Here is a 16,322-nt window from a genome sequence, read left to right as displayed (position 1 = left end):
CAGTGCATGAACAGGGCCATGGACGCGCGCGTCCGTGGCCCTGTTGGCATGAGGCGCCCTGGCCTCAGGGAAACTCGAAGGTGAACTCCGCGCTGCCATCGGCGATGCCGGCCTTGACCGCTCCGTCGACCGGCGCCGTGCGGAGATAGTGGGCTCGCAGCATCAGCACGGCCTGGTCGCCGACGCGCTGCATGTCATACGCGGCGCCGAAGCGGACCGGGACTTTGCCGGTATCGTTGATCATGGCAATGCCTATGCCCTCGGCGGCTTCGGAGCCGGGCTTCAGGTTCAGCACATGGGGATCGGTGTTGGGGCCGTACTTGTCGGCAAAAGTAATGGTCGGCTTGGCCGAGGCGCTGCATTGGGTCAGCACGATGGAAAATTCCTTGGCTGGCGAGGTGGCTCCCGGTGTATCGAAGAGCGAGAGGGGCAGGTCTCCCAGCGAGACTGGGATCGTCCGGTAGGCGCCGACCTCGCATTTGTTGGGGACGATTACCCCCGTGCCACCGCCAATGCCGATGACGCCGGTGCCCTGGTAGGAAAACGGCAGACTGCCGCAGACGCCGGTAATGCCCGGTGTCCAGACGGGAAAGTTCTGGATGGCCTCGCCGTAGCCCACCGCGCCCTGCTGGTAGTTGACGGCATAGAGCATCAGCGTGATGTTGGGGTCCACGCCCGTCACTTTCAGTTCACCGCTGGGCAGGTTGGCCGCGGCGTCGGTCAGTACCAGGCGCTGGATGTACTCGGTGACGGTGGAGTTTTTCTGCGACGCGGACCCGGCGGTGTCGTAGTACACGGGACGTTTGTCCATGACCACGGGCAGCGCGCCGGGTTTGATCCGTCTTTCGATGCCGTCCGCGCCCATGACGGATACCTGCAGCCCGATGCCGGGTACGTTTGTCTGCGCCGTGCCGTCGGCGGCCACGCCTGCGTTGGGACCCCACTGCGCCGCCGCAACCAATTCGTGGAGGACGCCTGCGCCCACGCCCGAGCCAAGCTGGAAATTGTTGAAAAGCCCGGCGCCCCGCTCGAACAGCACATCGCCAATCTGCGAGGAACTGGTCAGCGGCGAGACTTCACGCCAGGGGCCGCCGGCCTGGTTCGACTGGCTGCAGTGGATGGCAGGGCGGTTCATGACCAGTTCGCCGCGAACCGGGGCGCACGGCAATGCCATCGCGGCGGCCAGCAGGAGGAGGGCGGCCCGTGCAGGCTTGTCGATCGCATGGGTGCGTGCGGGGATAGGGAGCTTGCTCATCAGGGTGTACTCCTGGATGCCGGGATCGGCTTGGACTCAGTTTGCGGCTGCGAGCGCTGCCGCGCCGTGGATCAGGTCGCCGGCGTCATCGGCGGCCTCGTAGCGCAGCGTGCTTGCGTGCGCCTGGGGTTGATGGCCGGCGGGTAGCGCGAACCGGGAGGTGGCGTACGGCGGCACGGTCAAACCGTCCAGGCGCTGCACGCCCGCCGCGGCGGGAAGCTCCAGCCGTGCCAGCGACACATGGAAAGGGGTGGGGTTGTGCGCTTCCAGCTGCCATGGCGCAGCGGCGTCTCCAGAGCGCCGGTACTTCCACGCGACTTGCGCCGGGGCCTCCCGAGGATCGCCTTGCAGCGCCGGCGGACGGAACAAGACCTTCATCCGCAGCCGGAACGACAGCTGCAACTGGTTGCGGCGCGACGGCTGCAGCGAAGGGATTTCAAGGAAATTGATCCAGAACACCGATTCGCGGTCGCCCGGCAGGGGTTCGCCCGTGTAGCGCAGCTCCAGCGCCTTGCGCTCCCCGGCATCCAGCCGGTAGACCGGGGGCGTCAGCACGAAAGGGACGGGCAGCTTGCTGGGATCGGTGCGCGCCTGCGCTTGCTCCTGGTCCAGCCAGGTCTGCACCAGGATGGGCGTCTGCCCCGAGTTGCCGGTGCGTATCGTCAGCGACCTGGCTTGCGCTGGATAGATGAAGCGTGTGCCAACCACGGTCAGGTCCGCATGCGCCCAGGCTGCCATGCAGGCCATCAGCAGGCCGGCGGTCAGGCGCGGTGCGCATGCGCGCAGCAGGCCCATCATCGGCGCGCCAGCGGGCCGGGGCCCGTGGGCCTGCCGCCGTCCGCCGGCATCGGCGCGCAGGTGAGCGAAAGCTCATCGTAACCCCGGGCGCGCTGCCGCGCGCGCTCGGGTAGGGCGTAGTCGATGGCGCAGCGCTGCTGCGGCCCCGGTCCCCACTGCACGATGACGCGGCCTTGATCCTGTTCCACCCGCATGACGATGCGGCTGCCCTGACCCACCGCGCCCACCGGCTTGCCGTCGGCGGCGTTCAGCACTTCCGCGCCAAAGGGCAGCGCGGCGCCGTCGGCCTGGCGGGCGTCGATCAGCACCGGCCGGGCCACGCGGGTCGGGTAGGACAGCAGCACGACTGCGCCGGCGCGCGGCGCCACGTTGCGCGAACTGGCCTGCAGCTCCACGTCGTCGGGGATGCCGCGCGGATCGATGTCGACGGTGTTGAGCTGGTAGGGGCTCAGGCTGGCGACGACGCCATAGCCGCGGGCGTCCAGGCGGTCACCGCCGTAGCCGATCTGCGCGCCTTGCGCGTGGTCGGCGCGCACCAGCGCGACCGTTTCCCCCAGCGTCTGCGAGAAGGTCACTCCGCCAGCATGGACAAGCACACCGCCCGACGCGTTCAGCGATGCCTGGCGGAAGCCCGCTCCCTGCGAAATACCCGCTCCCACCCAGGACTGCGGCAGGCGGTAGCCGATGTTTGCGCTTGCCGAGTTGGCGTTCTCGCGGCTGGCATGAGAGGCGGATACCGAATAGGTGCCTTGGTCGGACTCGCCCATCGAGCCCGCGACCGAGGTGGTGAAGTTGGCGCCGGCGCGGGAATCGGCGCTGTAGTAACTGTTGAGCATGGGAGCGCCGCGCTCGGCCCGGCCCAGGGGAATCGAAAGGTTCACGGTGACCAGTGTGGAGTTGTCGCGGCCGCCGCCCCGGTAGGAATTTCGGGTGGCCAGGTTTTGCATGCGCTGCACGCCGAAGGAATAGGAAATGTCGCGCCAACGGTTGCTGTAGCCCAGCGCGAAGTTGATGGTGTTGCCATGGCCTTGCCAATATTGGATGGCCGACCCCGACAGGTAGACGTTTCCGCCGTTGACGCCAAGCTGCTGGCTGATGTTGGCGTCGAGCCGTCCGCGCGTGCGGCCCACGTCGCCGAACCAGCGGTAGCGCTGTGGCGCGCCTTGCAGGGCGATGCTCTCGCGCAAGCCCACGAAGCCGCTGGTGGAATAGCGGTAGGCCAGGAGCGAAAAGTTGGTGCCGCTATTGGGCAGGTTCTTGCTGTACGACAGGCGGTAGCTGGCGCCCGTCCGTGTGCCTTCGTCCGGAAGCTCGGCGCGGGATAGTGTGACGTCGGCCGCGAATGCGCCCAGCGCGGTGTTCACCGCGGCGCCGGCCAGCGCGGAACCATAGTGCCGGGTGAAAGCGAGACCGCCGTAACCCGTGTACATGTCGCCCAGCCCGCGCTTGAACATGCCCTGCAGCAAGTACTGCGAACTGCTGCCCATGCCCAGATCTATCGCCCGCCCCGCCGTCAGGCTGTAGCGGCTGGTGCCGGGCCGCAGCAGTTGGACGGTGGTGGCGAAGGGCACGACGAAGCTGCGCGCGCTGCCGTCCGCCTCCACGATACGCACGTCCAGGTCGCCGCCATATCCCGCCGCCTGCAGGTCTTCGAGCGCGAAGGGGCCGGGCGCCACGGTGGTTTCGTAGACGAGGTAGCCACGCTGGTACACCGACACCTGGGCATTGCTGTTGGCCGTGCCGCGGACAACCGGGGTGTAGGAACGCAACGCGCTGGGCAGCATGCGTTCGTCGCTGGCCAGCTGCACGCCCCGGAACGATACGGAGTCGAACAGGTCGCCGTCGGTGGAGCTTTCTCCCATCAACAGCTGCGACTTCCACGCCGGTACGTCGGTCTTCAGATAGGTATAGCCGCGCTGATAGTTCGCGCCATGGCCCGGCGACCAGGTCGCGCTGCCGTAGTGGCGCAGCCGGAATGCGCCCACGTTGACGCCTGCATTCAGGCCCGCATAGCCACGCGTGGTGCGCGTGCCGCGGCTTTCAGAGGTGAAGAGGTTGCTGTTGTAGTTCAGCCGCGCCGCCGTCACGCCGAAGTCCCAGTTCGATGGATCCACGTAGGCGCCGGGCGTGGAGAGGCGCAGATAATACTTGGGCACGGTGAGATAGAGCTTCTGCTCGGCCACCTCCAATTTGACCTGCGCGCCGGGCACGTAGCGCGACAGCTCGCCGCAGGCTGCGGTCGAGGATAGCGCAAGCATGCCCTCGCCGCGCGCGGCCTTGTCGACGTCCAGGCCAAGACGCGCCAGCAATGCGCTGTCATAGCACGGCGTGGCGCTGGCGCTGCCGGCCAGGAGGCGGAACGGGACCTCCTCCACGCCGCGCCACTGGCCGTTGACGTAGACGTCCAGCTTGTGCCGGCCGGGCTCCATGAAGTTGCCGCGCTCGAAGCGGCTCGTGTCGATGGTCGTGCCGCCTGCGCCTTGGAACATCATCTGCGGGTCGAAGAACGCCTGCTTGCCTTGTACGGGAGCGACCCAGACCGCCAGCGCGGCGGCAAGACCGGATGCGAGCCTTTCCGCCGCCTGGCGCCGATTCGCTGGACGAGCGGGGTCTGGCAAGCGGGGGCAAGCCCTTGCGTGTAGATTTTCCATCGGGACGTGTCAGCTCTGTGGTTCGCGGGCGCAAGCTGCGCCGCGCCTTTACTCGGTAACGGCCTGCTTTGTCTTCGTGGTTCCGCCGTAGTCGGTGATGACCTCGTACTCGACCGAGACCCGGCCCGCGGGTTTGGCCGCGCGGGACGGCAATTCGAAGCGCGCCTTGTCGAATGGCGCGACCATGCCGCCTTCGAGCACGGTGCGCTTGTCGCCTGCGACCAGATCGACGCTGGCGAAGGAGACGTAATAAGGCGTCGGGTTCGTAACTTCCAGCGCGCGTCCACGCAGCCTCCAGCTCAACAGCGCCGGCGCGGCTTGAACGTGAGGACGCAGCGCGGCTGGCCTGAAGAAAACCTTGATGCGCGACCGGAACTGGAAGATCAGCACATTGGCTTCGTTCGGATCGCGCGGCGGCGTTTCCAACACGTTGAGATAGAACAGGCTCTCGCGATCGGCGGGCAGCGGCTCGCGGGTGTATGAGATCCTCAGCACCGCGCCGCTGTCCGGGTCCACCCGCACGACCGCTGGCGCCAGGACGAAAGGCACGCGCATGTCCGCCGGCGACCTGTCTGCATTGCCGTCGTCCAGCCAGCTCTGCGCCAGCACGGGACCGGCGCCCGCGTTGCGGATGGCCAGCGTCACGTCGCGGGAATCCGGCGAGATGACCAGGCGCGTGCTTTGCAGCACCAGTCCGGCCCGGACCGGTGTAGCCCAGGAACACAGGGTCATGGCGCAGACGGCAGCCAGGGATGAAACGATGCGCGCTATCGACGCCATGACCGGCCCGCGCTTAGTTGTAGGACAGCAGATACTTGATGCTCGACGCGCCGGAGCCAGCGCCCGCCGCGCCGCCGACCTCGACATACTTGGCGGCGTACTTCAGTTCCGCCGTCCCCGGATTGCCCGTGACCGTGGCGACCTGCGGCGTGGTTTCCGAACCGCCAATGGGAATGATGCCGGTGTTGCCGGTCGCGTTGTTGCGGATCTGGATCTCGACGTTGGGCGCGCGGTCGGCATCCAGCAGCGCCAGGTTGCCCGCTGGCGTGGCGTTGGTCGGGTCGAACATGATGCGGACCTTCCGGCCGTCGGTGCAGCCTGCTCCGCCCGCGAGATTCAGCTGGAACTCGGCTTCGACGGCATTGCCCAGGCCGACTTCCTCCGGCGTGGGCGTGCCCAGCTGCACTGTCTGCGTGTTGCCCAGGCCCGGGGTGTTGCCGTTGATGTCGCAACCGGGAGCGCGGATAACGCCCATGAAGTTGATGACGCCGTCAACCGCGTGGGCGGGCACCGGCGCGAGCACGGAGACCAGGGCTCCGGAGGCCAGGAGAGAGGCGACGAGACTGCGTTTCATGTTGTATTTCCTTTGAAGCTAGGCTTGCCCGCGGCGATCGAGACCGTCCCGGGCGCGGGTCGGACCGGGACGGTCCTTGCGCATCCGGAAGGCAGCGATCTTTTTGGGGATTCATGTAAGGCCCGACGCCGCGAATGCGGCGATATCCAGGCGGCTCGTACCCGTCGGTTGTGCGCTCGAATCTGCGCGGGCCGGCGAGTACGGATACTTTATGGCGCGGGGGCGGGAAATTTAGTCGGAAGACATCGATTTCCGCATCTGAGAAATACGAATTTGCGCAGGGTCGCGTTGATCGGGAGCCAACCGCCGCCATTGCAGCGTCGCGATTGGCGTCGCCGCTAGTTGGCGTTGTTCAGCGGATGGACGAAGGTGTAGCCCTGTCCATAGCTCGTGCGCAGCGGCAGCTCGATTCCCGCCATGCGCGCCCGTCGGCGTAGCCGCCCGACCACGCTGGAGACGATGGCGCGTTGCAGGTGGATGGGGCGGCTTGCCGCATCCGGCCACACTTCGCGGTGCAGATCCGCAATGCTGCAGTACTGGAAGTCATGCCCGCGCAGGCACGACAGCAGCGCAAATTCCTTGTTGCTCAACGCGATCTTGCCGGCGCTGTCAGGCGCGCGCAGCGTTTTCTCCGCTTCGATCAGGGCCCATTCCCGGACCGGCGTGACGCGGACTGTCGCGACTGTGCCGGTCAAGGCGCGCCGCTGCCGCGCCAGGGCGTCGGCGGCGGGGGCGGCTTCGCGCTGCAGGCGAGTACGCAATGCCGAGGACAGGCGTTCCAGGCTGCTCAGCGCCGCCAGCAGTTCGTCGATGCCCGCGTTCGAGGCCAGGCAGGCGTCGGCGCCGGCGCATATCAGTTCGGCCCGCGCATTGGAGGAATCGTTGGCGGTGATCATGACCACCAGTCCGGTGACGTAGGGGCCGCGCCGCGCGCCCAGCATGGCGGCCAGCCATTCCACGCTGCCGTGCATGACGACGTAGTGCAATCCGGGTTCGGCCAGCTGTTCCTGCAAGCGGAGCGCGGATTGGGTCAGGCACACCATCTGGGCACGGTCGCCCAGCCCTTGGACTAGCGTCGCCGCTGGCTCTATGGCTTCGACGCAGACATGGACGGTGTGGTTGAATGCGGGCTTTTTCATGATCGATGGCCTGTGGTTCGTGGAAGCTGGGAAGATCATTTGTATTCAAGCGTGAAGGTGGCGGTGCCGTTCGCCGCGCCGGCCGTCACCTGGTTTGCGGTCTGGTAGTAGCGGACGTGGAACGGCACGTCATAGACGCCGTCCTTGGACATGCCGACCAAGGCGCTGTCGCCGTAATTGACCGGCTGACGGTCCTTGTCCAGGAGCTGGATGCCGACGCCGGTGGCGGAATTGGCGTCGGGGCTCAAGGCGATCACGCCGGGCGCGCCTGACGCGTGGGGTTTTGCGTCCATGCGCAGGTAGACAGCGTTCAGTTCGGGTTTGGCCTCGCGGCAGTTCAGCTTGATGTTGAAGCGTTGTTCGGCTGCTGTGCTGCCGACCGAGCTGAACAGGTTCTTCCAGACCTTTCCCAGCTGTACGGGCGGAGTGGGAGCGGCGGTGCACGACGGAGTGACAATGGCCGTGGTCCTGCCGGTGAGTATCACTTTCAGGGAGTCCCCTGGCGCGTCCTGCGCGTACAGCGTGGCGTAAGTCCCTTCCTCCAGGGCTCCGTTGCCGGTGTCGGAGCTGATCTTGAAGAGCTGGACGTGAATCCAGCCCTTGTTGCCGATAGTCGTCTCCGTGCCTGTGCCGGAGAGGGACCAGGTCGTCGGGAAATAGAAGGTTCCGACGTGATCGCCCGGTCGCATTCCGAGGCGTATGCCGATACCGGGAATGTTGGTGCGATAGATGTGGGTATCGTCTACGACCGTACCTTTGTGCAGGGACGCTAGCGCCTTTCCCCCTCCATCCTTGCAGACGAGGAGCGCGTTGCCTTTGTGGCTGATGGGGAATCGTCTGTCCGCGATCGGCACTACCCTGCTCGGTCCCTTTTCCGGCGGGACGACGATATTGCCCAAGGAGATGTTGATCACATTCCGGGCGATACCTTCTCCCAGGGCGCACGCTGCCAGGCTTTGCGGCGCATATGCACCCAGCATCAACGCCATGCACGACAGTGCCAGCATGCCGGCAGCGCATCTTTTTTTCTTGATCCGAGAGTCTTTCATTTGTTTTTCATTCCTCAAGCTTGCAATCGCCAAGCCAGGCATCACAGGCACATGTAGGCGACTTCACGTATGGGAGCGGGGCGGTCCTCTTGCGGCAGGGTGTAGGACACACCACAGCTGTCGGCTGCGCCGCGGCCCCAGACGATGCGCATCGTTCCGGACTGCTGCGCGCCGGTCACGAAGGCTTGGCCGTCCGGCCCGACGATGCCGATTTCCTGGCCCGCCTCGTTGTCGATGCGCGCGCCGAACGGCACCACGCTGTTGTCCTTGCGGGTCAGCGTCAGCATCAGGCGATAGCCAACCACCGTCTCAAACCCGGCACGTATCACCGCGCCGCGAGTGGGGACCAGATTCACCGCCGCGTTCTTGACTTCGACGGTGTCGCCCAGGTCTGCGGTGAGCATGGCCAGACGGTTGGAACGGTACGGGCTCAGACTCGGCACGATGGCGTAGCCGCTGGAATCGGTGCTGACGCCCGGATGCGATTCGAAGCGCACGTTCTCTGCCGACGGAGCGTGCACCAGCGCCACGGTTTCACCCAGAGGCTGGCCGAACGTCACGCCGCCGGCATGGACGACGATGCCGCCTGACAGGCCCGCGTTGATCTGGTTGTAGTTGCGTCCCTGCGACGCGCCCAGGTCGAAGCGGCCGATCCTGGACAAGTAGTAGGCGTTGCCGGAGCTGTTGACGCCGTTCTGGTTGGAGGTCGCCGCAGTCAGGTTGTAGCTGAGCCGGTTGTCTTCGAACGCGGAGCCGGAAACGGTGGCCGCGTGGCTGGTCTCGCCATTGTTGCCGGTGGTCAGGGAGTAGTGGGCGCTGCTGCCCGAGGCGCCCAGCGGAATCGACATCGACAGCATGACCCGGCGGTCATTCGAACCGCTGCGGCCGGTGTTCATGTCGACGAAGACGTTGTAACTGACCTGTCTGTAGGAACCGGAGTATCCGACCTGGATCAGCCGCTCCTTTTGATTCGTCTGCCAGTACGACTGTTGGCGCGCCGAGGCGTAGACCGAACCCCAAGAGCCCAGCGACTGGCTTACCTCGAATCGTAGTTCGTTGCGGCGGCTGGGCATCTTGTAGCCCGGCTCGAAATCGTCGACGCCGGTCGCTTCCCGGAAGGTCCGGTAGCCGCTGGTGGAATAGCGATAGCCGGCGACTCGGAAGTTGGTGCCGATTTCGTCGAGGGATTTGGCATACAGGAAGCGCACGGACTGGCCCTGCGTTTTCAATCGCTCGGTGGAGGTGCGCGCGTGCGACAGGTCCAACGAAATCGCGCCGAAACTGCGCAGATTCTTGCCTACGCCCACGAGGGCGGATTGATAGATGCTGGCCGCGGTGATGCCGCCATACAACGAGAATTCCTGGCCCAGGCCGCGCGCGATCGTGCCTTGCACAAAGGTGGGTTCACGCTCGTCGGAGCCGGAGGCGCTGCGATAGCGTCCGGCGGTGGCGCTGTAGCGCCAGGTGCCTTCGCGCAACAGCGTTGGCACGGAGGCATAGGCCTGCACGTAACGGGTCTGGCGTCCGTCCGACTCCGTAATGGTGACTTCCAGGTCGCCGCCGGAGGACGACGGGTACAGGTCGTCCAGCACGAACGCGCCGGGCGCGACATAGGCGTTGTAGACGATGTAGCCGTTCTGCCTGACAGTGACGAGCGCATTGGTCTGGGCGATGCCGCGTATGGTCGGCGCGTAGCCCTGCATGCTGTCCGGCAGCATGGAGTCGTCCGAAGAGATCTGCACGCCGCGGAATGGCACGCTATCGAAAAAGTTGCCCGGCGTGTTGCCGTCGCCAAGCAGCAATTGGCCGTTGATCGAGCGCAGGTCGCGCTGCAGATTGGTTTCCAGCGACTGCCATTCACCGCGACCGTTGGTGCCGCGGTTGTAGTTGGAGGCGTGGCGCAGGCGCCAGTCGCCGAAGTTCAAGCCACCGCGCAATCCGGCGTAGGCCGCGTAGGGCGATTCGGCGCCGCGGTTGGAGGAGTTGCCTCCGCCCTGGCGCGACATATTGAGCTGATAGTCCAGCAGGGCCGAGGTGATGCCCTTGTCCCAGCGCGACGGGTCGACTGAATCTCGCGCCGCGCGCTTGAGCGCGGCCTGCGGAATGCTCAGATACAGCCGTTGCTTGCCGCCATCGAAATTCACGGCGGCGTCTTGCACCAGCGCGGGCAGGTCCACGCAGGCGCCGTCCGCGCCGGCGGATTCGGGCAGCGCGGCCATGTTGACGCCCCAGTTCTCCAATTGGCCGCGGGTCAGGCAGACCGAGGGCTGCTTGAGGCCCTCCTGGACTTCGACGATGATTCGGCTCGCGCCCATGGACTGATCGTTGACGAACACGTCGGCCAGGTACTCGCCCGGCAGCACGCTATTGCCGAAACTGAAGATGGACAAGTCTGCCTGCGGCTGGTCTCCGCCCGTGCCCAGGAACTCCTGATTGAAGACCGTGCCCGCCGGCTCGGCGGCCTGAGCGGAAAAGGAAGCCAGGCCCAGCAACAGCGATGCCAATGCCGCGAAAGGGGGCATGCGACCCTGCGATACGCCATTCATTGCATGAGCTCCGGGCATTAACGGCTTGCGGCAGGCGCGACGGGCTCGGCCTTGACGTGGACCGGAACTTGGGCGCTGGGTACGCGGACTCTTTCCTCGGGGGTCTCGGCGCCGTAGTCGTTGATGGTCGTGAACACGACGTCCACGTCCCTGGGCGCGGACAGCCCGGACAAGGGGTACTCCAGGGTGCCGCCGGGCGACACCATGCCGCCGTTGATCTCCTGCTGGCCGCCATTGACGTTCAGCGTGGCGAAGGTGACGTGATAGGCAGACGGATTTGCGATCTTGAGCACAGCGCCTCTGCCGCCGGCGGCGACCGCCCACTGCAACTGCTGACGCTGTTCGCCGGGTTTGCCCGCCAGGCCCGACGGCCGGTAGAACAGTTTGATGCGGGTGCGCACCGCGATCTGCAGTACGTTTTCGTCCTGGCTTTTTTCCGGAATTTCCTTGACGTTGAGCCAGAACACCGATTCGCGGTCGAGAGGCAGATTGCCGGCCAGGCGCAGTATGCGCAGCACGTTTTCCTGGCCTGGGTCCAGCCGCGACAGCGGCGGGCTTGCCACGAACGGCGCCTTGGCAGCGCCTTCGCCTGCATCGATCCAGGCCTGCACGACGTAAGGGGACACGCCAGTGTTCTTGACGGGAATGGAGGACTCGCGGTCCTTCTCGTTGAAAATGACGCGGGTGCCGCCGACCAGCACGCCGGCTGCCGCATTGGCGTGGGCCAGCGTGGCCGCCAGGGCGAAAATCATGAAGGGCCGCGCCTTGTGCACGAACCGTTGCGCGATGTCTTTCAGCATGGGGATCTCGATGTTGTGCTCGCAAGCCATCGGGTTCTCGTGGAACCGCCTGCTGCGAGTAGGCTTGCGGCCAGCCCCGCTTTTGAGGGGCTGGCGGTCCGGCAAAGCGGCGTTACTTGTAGTTCACCGTGAACTGCGCGGTGGCGTTGGCGGGGCCGACGGTGACGGTGTTGGCGGTCGACACATAAACGGCGCCGAACTTCAGATTGTTGGTGCCGGCGCGCAGCGTGTATTCGGGGGACTCCGCTCCCAGCTTGATTTTTTTCTGGGTGGAATCGCGCAGCTCGACGGCCACGCCGGTGGCGCTGCCCAACTCGCCGATGCCGATCGCCAGCGTGTCCGTGTTGATGGTGTCCGCGGTGCCGGTGAACGTCACGCTGGCGCCCTTGGCCGTGGCGCTGCAGTTGGCCAACTGGAGTTCGAATTGCGCGGGCGTCGAGTACTTGCCCACGGCGCCGTCCAGGGTGGTCCTGGACACTTTTCCAAGCGGGACGACCAGGTTGGTTGCCTGGGGCGAGACGTCGCACGGGGCGTCGACGATTTCGCCAATGAAATTAATACGCCCGTCTTCGGCCCAGGCGGTTTGGGAAATAGCGGCTGCCGTGGCGAGCAGGGCAAACTTGGTAATGGTGTTTTTGTTCATGGAAGTAAAAATCCTGAGTCGATTAATAATCAAAAGCGCCGCCTGGAGATTATTTAAAACAGAGGGCGACCGACTTTCGAAATGCTTTCTTTCGGGTTTCAGGAATTAACTTCCGTGTGATTCGTTGTTATCAAGATTAAATTCGAATATTGATTTAAAGGTGCAGCCAGATAATCCATTTGCCTGCCCTTCCGAATCCCGCAGCCTGCATTTCGTCGGCAGTTGAAAGTTAAAATAATCAGGATTTCTAAAATGTATGAATCCTCTTTTCTTGTTGTATGAAATTTCATATGAAAACGACGACTGGCGATTCTTGCTAATAATTGCCAATATTTTCGAAATGAGGCGGTTTAATTGGTATTTCTTGGGTCTATTTTTCCGTGATTTGAAAGCAACGCTTGGTGAATTTTGTGGCGCTGGCACCTCGCATAACAGGTCGGCGGTATGGCTTCTGCGATAAAATCGCGGCTGCGCAGCGCGTATTGAATCCAGCCACAGGCACGACCACCGACACTCCCAGAATGAAGCCGGAAGTTCTTGCGAGCGCTATGCAGCGCGGCGGCATCGTCCGCACCCGGTTGGCGGTAGGCGCGGCCGCGATTCTCATAGTCCTGACAGGTGCGCTGGGCGCACCGACGATTGCCGCGTCGCTACAGGAACAGTTTGCTTCCGCTGCGATCCTGTCCTGGGTATTGAACGGCGCCCTGCTTCTGGCCCTGCTATGGGCAGGGCTGGCACTGAAAAGCGCCACAAGGGAAAGCCGTGATCCGCTATGGCAATTGAGGCAAGCCGCGCGCCTGATCGCCGCGGCGCCCGTGGACATGGCCATCCGGGAAAAATCACTAAGGTTGGTCGGACTAAGCACCGGCATGCAGAGCATTGCCGACATCCTCATCAGGAATGGATGGATCAGGCCCGAGTACCTCGATTTGGGATTTCTGTCCGGCGCGGAGAAGGATCAGATCCCTGTGTCGCCCGAACTTGCCCTAATCTTGCGGGAATTCCAGGCTGCGGTGGCCAGCGGCGAACCGCGCACTTATGACTTCGGCCATGAGTTGATGGGGGTCGCCGGCGTCAAGGTGCCAATCCAGGCACGGGTTTTTCCGTTGCGAGGCGCTGAAGATCAGGTCATAGGACTGCTCTCCATGGGCATGTACTTTCTGGGCCATAGCCAGTCGCTGGACGATTCGGTAAGCGCGCGCCGCCGCGCCGAGCGCATCAACGACATGAAGACCCGGTTCCTGTCGGCGGTCAGCCGCGATGTGCGCAATCCCTTGAACGCCATGGCGGGCCTGCTGGAGATGGCATCGGCCGATTCCGCGATGCCCCGGCAGTCGAAAGAGATGTTGGTGACCGTGTGTTCCTCCACGCAATCCCTGCTCCAGTTGATTCCCGCCATCGTCGATACCCGCAGAATGGAGACGGGCGATCTGGCGTGCGTGCGCATGGCCGTCTCGCTGCGCAGGGTTGCGGCCGACGTGGTGGCGCTGTTCGCGCCCAGCGCCTACGAAAAGGGCATAAGCCTGACGCTGGAGGTGGCTCCCGGGGTCGCCGCCAGCCACTGGACGAATGCTCAGGGTCTTAATCAGTTGCTCAACAATTTCCTGTCCAATGCCATCCGGTTTACGGAACGCGGCGGGATCCGGGTACATCTGGACGGCGCTCCGGTGGAGGATGGCCGGCAATGGCTCACGCTGTCGGTCATCGATACCGGCAGCGGTATCGAGCCGCACATACAGCAGAATCTGTCGGCGTCCCGTTACGAAGCGGGGCTGAGCGCCTCGTCCGATGGCGCCGGGCTGGGCCTGCATTACTGCCAGCAGATGGTGCACCGCTTGGGCGGAACCATCCACATCTCCAGCATTGTCGGCGAGGGCACGCATGTCCATGTCCGCGTGCCGCTGCCGCTGGCGCCCGGCGAGCTGCGCGACTCGCCGCAGGAGATCGTGTTCGGGTTGAAGTCCCGGCCCGCCACTGGGCTGCGGATGCTTGTGGTCGAAAGCCAGGCCGGCAACCGTTTGCTGTTGAAAAGCCAGTTGGAATTCCTCGGCCATGCCGTGCAGACGGCGGATGCTGGCGCGCAGGGCTTGGCGTTTGCCAGGGAAGGCAGCTTCGATCTGGTGGTCTGCGATGACGCGCTGCCGGACATGGACGGCGCCGAGTTCATGCGGGCGTTGCGTGCGGGCGCGGGCCGCAACGCTACCGTTCCCGTGCTGGGATACACCGCCGATGTGCGCACGGAAGAGCGTGTAGCGGGCCTGCGGGCCGGCATGAGCGAGGTGTTGGCCAAGCCCGCCGGTTTGTTCGCGCTGGATGCTGCCGTTGCTTCCTGCCTGCAGGCCGTAGCTGCCGCAAGCGCGCTTGCGCGGGATGGAGCCGCATAGTGGTCGATCGCGAGACAGGCTCCGTACTTACCGTTAGCGTGTTCCTGAACATGGCGCTGGCGGCGGCGCTGGTCGTCATGCTGGTCTGGGTCGCGCTGCGCATCCGCGGCGCCAGTTCGCCGCGTGGCGAGCTGGTCAGGCTGGCGCGCTTGGCGGATACGCTGCCCGCCGGAATTTTCATCAGGGATCTGGACCTGAATCTGGTGACGCGCAATGACGCGCTCAAGGACTACGCCGCCATCTGCCGCAGCGAAGGCTGGAGCCGTCCTCTGCATGTCCCGCTGGATTCCTTGTCCGCGCCAGCCCCGGGTAGCGAACTGCCGTCCAACCTGGATGAAGTCATCTGTGACTATCGCCAGGTGTTGGCCAGCGGCGAAACCCTGGTCCGCGAGCACCCCTTCGAGCATGACCCCACGTGTGGGGTGGCCGCATGGGCCGCGCCGTTGCGCGGGACGGACGGCGCCGTCATCGGTTTGATCGGGGGCAGCGCGCGTTTTCGCGGCTTCCCCGACACGCTGCGGGACGTGTCCGAAACCCGGTTGAACATGGAACGGGCCAACCTGATGAAATCGACGTATCTTGCGTTCATCAGCCATGAACTCCGGACACCCCTGAACGCGATCATCGGCATGCTGGAACTGATGCTGTCGCGCGGCGGACTTTCCGGCGAGACCCACCAGCGGCTGGCCATGTCGCGCCAGTCAGCTCAATCGCTGCTGTCCCTGATCGGCGGCTTGATCGACATCTCCAAGCTGGAGACCGGCCACTTCCAGTTGCGGCGGCAAAGCATCGACCTGCGCGCGTTGGCGGCCGATACGCTCGCGCCGTTCCGGGCTGCTGCCCAGGAAAAGGGGCTGCAGCTATCGTTGGAAATCGCCAGCGATCTGGCAGAGCGCCATTTCTCGGATCCGGTCCGACTCAAGCAATTGCTGGACAAATTGCTGTCCAACGCGGTCCGTTTTACCGAGCATGGCCGCATCGACGTCACGCTGAGTGCCGGACGCGCCACGGAAGAGGTGCAGTGGATCACGATCCGCGTCGAGGACACCGGCCCAGGGATTGCCGAGGATGTCCAGGCCAGGCTGGCCGCGCCGCACTTTGAACCCGCGTCAGGCGGGCAAGGCGCGGGCATCGGGTTGGGGCTGTCCATATGCAGCGAACTCGCGCGGCTGATGGGCGGCTCCATGGAAATTGCCAGCACGGCCGGACAGGGCGCTAGCATATCTGTGCAGTTGCCCTTGGCGCTGCCGCCTTCGGAAAATGCCGCCGTGGCGTCGGCGCCAGCGCCAAGGGCGGCCGATGCCGGCGGCCTGCGCATCCTCGTCATCGACGATCACGAAGCCAACCGCCTGCTGCTCAAGCACCAACTGCGGATGTTGAAGCATTCCGCGCAATTTGCGCAGAATGGCGCGGCTGGCCTGGCGTTGGCGGAACGGCTGGAGTTCGATCTGATCATCTGCGACTGCGTCATGCCCGTCATGGATGGCACCGCGTTCACGGCCGCCCTGAGGGCCGGCGACGGCCTGAATGCGGCAACGCCGGTGCTGGGCTATACCGCGAGCGAACTTGAACTCGATCTGGCTTCCGGCGCGCGCGCCAGCATGAACGCCGTGCTGATCAAGCCGGTGGATCTGCAGACGCTGCAATCCTTCATCCTCGCGCACGGCAAGCGGCCGCCGTCCGGCGGGACGACGGTCCATTAA

12 protein-coding genes are annotated in these 16,322 nt (G+C 64.9%); 2 read left to right on the top strand and 10 right to left on the bottom strand.

From position 1 onward, the window contains the following. Nucleotides 1-64: 64 nt before the first annotated feature. The 10 genes from IB258_RS19785 to IB258_RS19740 all read right to left on the bottom strand — a co-directional run bounded on the left by IB258_RS19785 (nt 65) and on the right by IB258_RS19740 (nt 12,235). A complete protein-coding gene (locus IB258_RS19785; protein WP_054457693.1) occupies nt 65-1,255 on the bottom strand; it encodes a fimbrial protein in 1,191 nt (396 codons plus the stop codon). A gap of 36 nt (nt 1,256-1,291) precedes the next feature. After that, on the bottom strand, nt 1,292-2,053 hold the full coding sequence (locus IB258_RS19780; RefSeq protein WP_225590463.1) for a molecular chaperone: 762 nt from the start codon (nt 2,051-2,053) through the stop codon (nt 1,292-1,294). Then, nucleotides 2,050-4,671 carry a fimbria/pilus outer membrane usher protein gene (locus IB258_RS19775; RefSeq protein ID WP_192353088.1) on the bottom strand — a complete coding sequence of 874 codons (2,622 nt, stop codon included), beginning with the start codon at nt 4,669-4,671 and terminating at the stop codon, nt 2,050-2,052. The genes IB258_RS19780 and IB258_RS19775 overlap by 4 nt, the downstream gene beginning before the upstream one ends. 81 nt (nt 4,672-4,752) lie before the next feature. Beyond that, nucleotides 4,753-5,484, bottom strand: a complete 732-nt coding sequence (locus tag IB258_RS19770) for a molecular chaperone (RefSeq protein ID WP_225590462.1) — start codon at nt 5,482-5,484, stop codon at nt 4,753-4,755. A gap of 13 nt (nt 5,485-5,497) precedes the next feature. After that, a complete protein-coding gene (locus IB258_RS19765) occupies nt 5,498-6,058 on the bottom strand; it encodes a fimbrial protein (protein ID WP_175182041.1) in 561 nt (186 codons plus the stop codon). A gap of 338 nt (nt 6,059-6,396) precedes the next feature. Beyond that, nucleotides 6,397-7,197 (bottom strand): winged helix-turn-helix domain-containing protein, encoded by an 801-nt coding sequence (locus IB258_RS19760; protein WP_175160813.1) that lies wholly within the window; start codon nt 7,195-7,197, stop codon nt 6,397-6,399. A gap of 35 nt (nt 7,198-7,232) precedes the next feature. After that, nucleotides 7,233-8,246, bottom strand: coding sequence for a fimbrial protein (locus tag IB258_RS19755; protein WP_192353087.1), 1,014 nt, complete (start codon nt 8,244-8,246; stop codon nt 7,233-7,235). 41 nt (nt 8,247-8,287) lie between these two features. Then, entirely contained in the window at nt 8,288-10,792 is a 2,505-nt protein-coding gene (locus IB258_RS19750) for a fimbria/pilus outer membrane usher protein (RefSeq protein WP_192353086.1), read from the bottom strand. A 17-nt stretch (nt 10,793-10,809) separates the two neighbouring features. Next, nucleotides 10,810-11,622 carry a molecular chaperone gene (locus IB258_RS19745; protein ID WP_119450220.1) on the bottom strand — a complete coding sequence of 271 codons (813 nt, stop codon included), beginning with the start codon at nt 11,620-11,622 and terminating at the stop codon, nt 10,810-10,812. An 82-nt stretch (nt 11,623-11,704) separates the two neighbouring features. Beyond that, complete coding sequence (locus IB258_RS19740) at nt 11,705-12,235, bottom strand: fimbrial protein (protein WP_192353085.1); 531 nt, start codon at nt 12,233-12,235, stop codon at nt 11,705-11,707. Between the two features lie 521 nt (nt 12,236-12,756). On the opposite strand from IB258_RS19740, the gene IB258_RS19735 reads away from it, so the two are divergent. Beyond that, the gene (locus IB258_RS19735) at nt 12,757-14,619 is read left to right on the top strand and encodes an ATP-binding protein (RefSeq protein WP_192353084.1); all 1,863 of its coding nucleotides are present in this window, start codon (nt 12,757-12,759) and stop codon (nt 14,617-14,619) included. Further along, complete coding sequence (locus tag IB258_RS19730; protein ID WP_192353083.1) at nt 14,619-16,322, top strand: ATP-binding protein; 1,704 nt, start codon at nt 14,619-14,621, stop codon at nt 16,320-16,322. Before IB258_RS19735 ends, IB258_RS19730 begins: the two co-directional genes overlap by 1 nt.

It is taken from the genome of Achromobacter sp. ACM02 (assembly GCF_014851605.1).
GTDB classification, from domain to species: Bacteria; Pseudomonadota; Gammaproteobacteria; order Burkholderiales; family Burkholderiaceae_B; genus Achromobacter; species Achromobacter aegrifaciens.
This window is presented reverse-complemented; position numbering and strand designations above follow the sequence as displayed.

Excerpts from the sequence above, each read along its gene's own strand:
- IB258_RS19785 (WP_054457693.1), bottom strand. The coding sequence starts at position 1,255 with ATGAGCAAGCTCCCTATCCCCGCACGCACCCATGCGATCGACAAGCCT.
- IB258_RS19755 (WP_192353087.1), bottom strand. The coding sequence starts at position 8,246 with ATGAAAGACTCTCGGATCAAGAAAAAAAGATGCGCTGCCGGCATGCTG.
- IB258_RS19760 (WP_175160813.1), bottom strand. The coding sequence starts at position 7,197 with ATGAAAAAGCCCGCATTCAACCACACCGTCCATGTCTGCGTCGAAGCC.
- IB258_RS19765 (WP_175182041.1), bottom strand. The coding sequence starts at position 6,058 with ATGAAACGCAGTCTCGTCGCCTCTCTCCTGGCCTCCGGAGCCCTGGTC.
- IB258_RS19740 (WP_192353085.1), bottom strand. The coding sequence starts at position 12,235 with ATGAACAAAAACACCATTACCAAGTTTGCCCTGCTCGCCACGGCAGCC.
- IB258_RS19745 (WP_119450220.1), bottom strand. The coding sequence starts at position 11,622 with ATGGCTTGCGAGCACAACATCGAGATCCCCATGCTGAAAGACATCGCG.
- IB258_RS19750 (WP_192353086.1), bottom strand. The coding sequence starts at position 10,792 with ATGAATGGCGTATCGCAGGGTCGCATGCCCCCTTTCGCGGCATTGGCA.
- IB258_RS19780 (WP_225590463.1), bottom strand. The coding sequence starts at position 2,053 with ATGATGGGCCTGCTGCGCGCATGCGCACCGCGCCTGACCGCCGGCCTG.
- IB258_RS19770 (WP_225590462.1), bottom strand. The coding sequence starts at position 5,484 with ATGGCGTCGATAGCGCGCATCGTTTCATCCCTGGCTGCCGTCTGCGCC.
- IB258_RS19735 (WP_192353084.1), top strand. The coding sequence starts at position 12,757 with ATGAAGCCGGAAGTTCTTGCGAGCGCTATGCAGCGCGGCGGCATCGTC.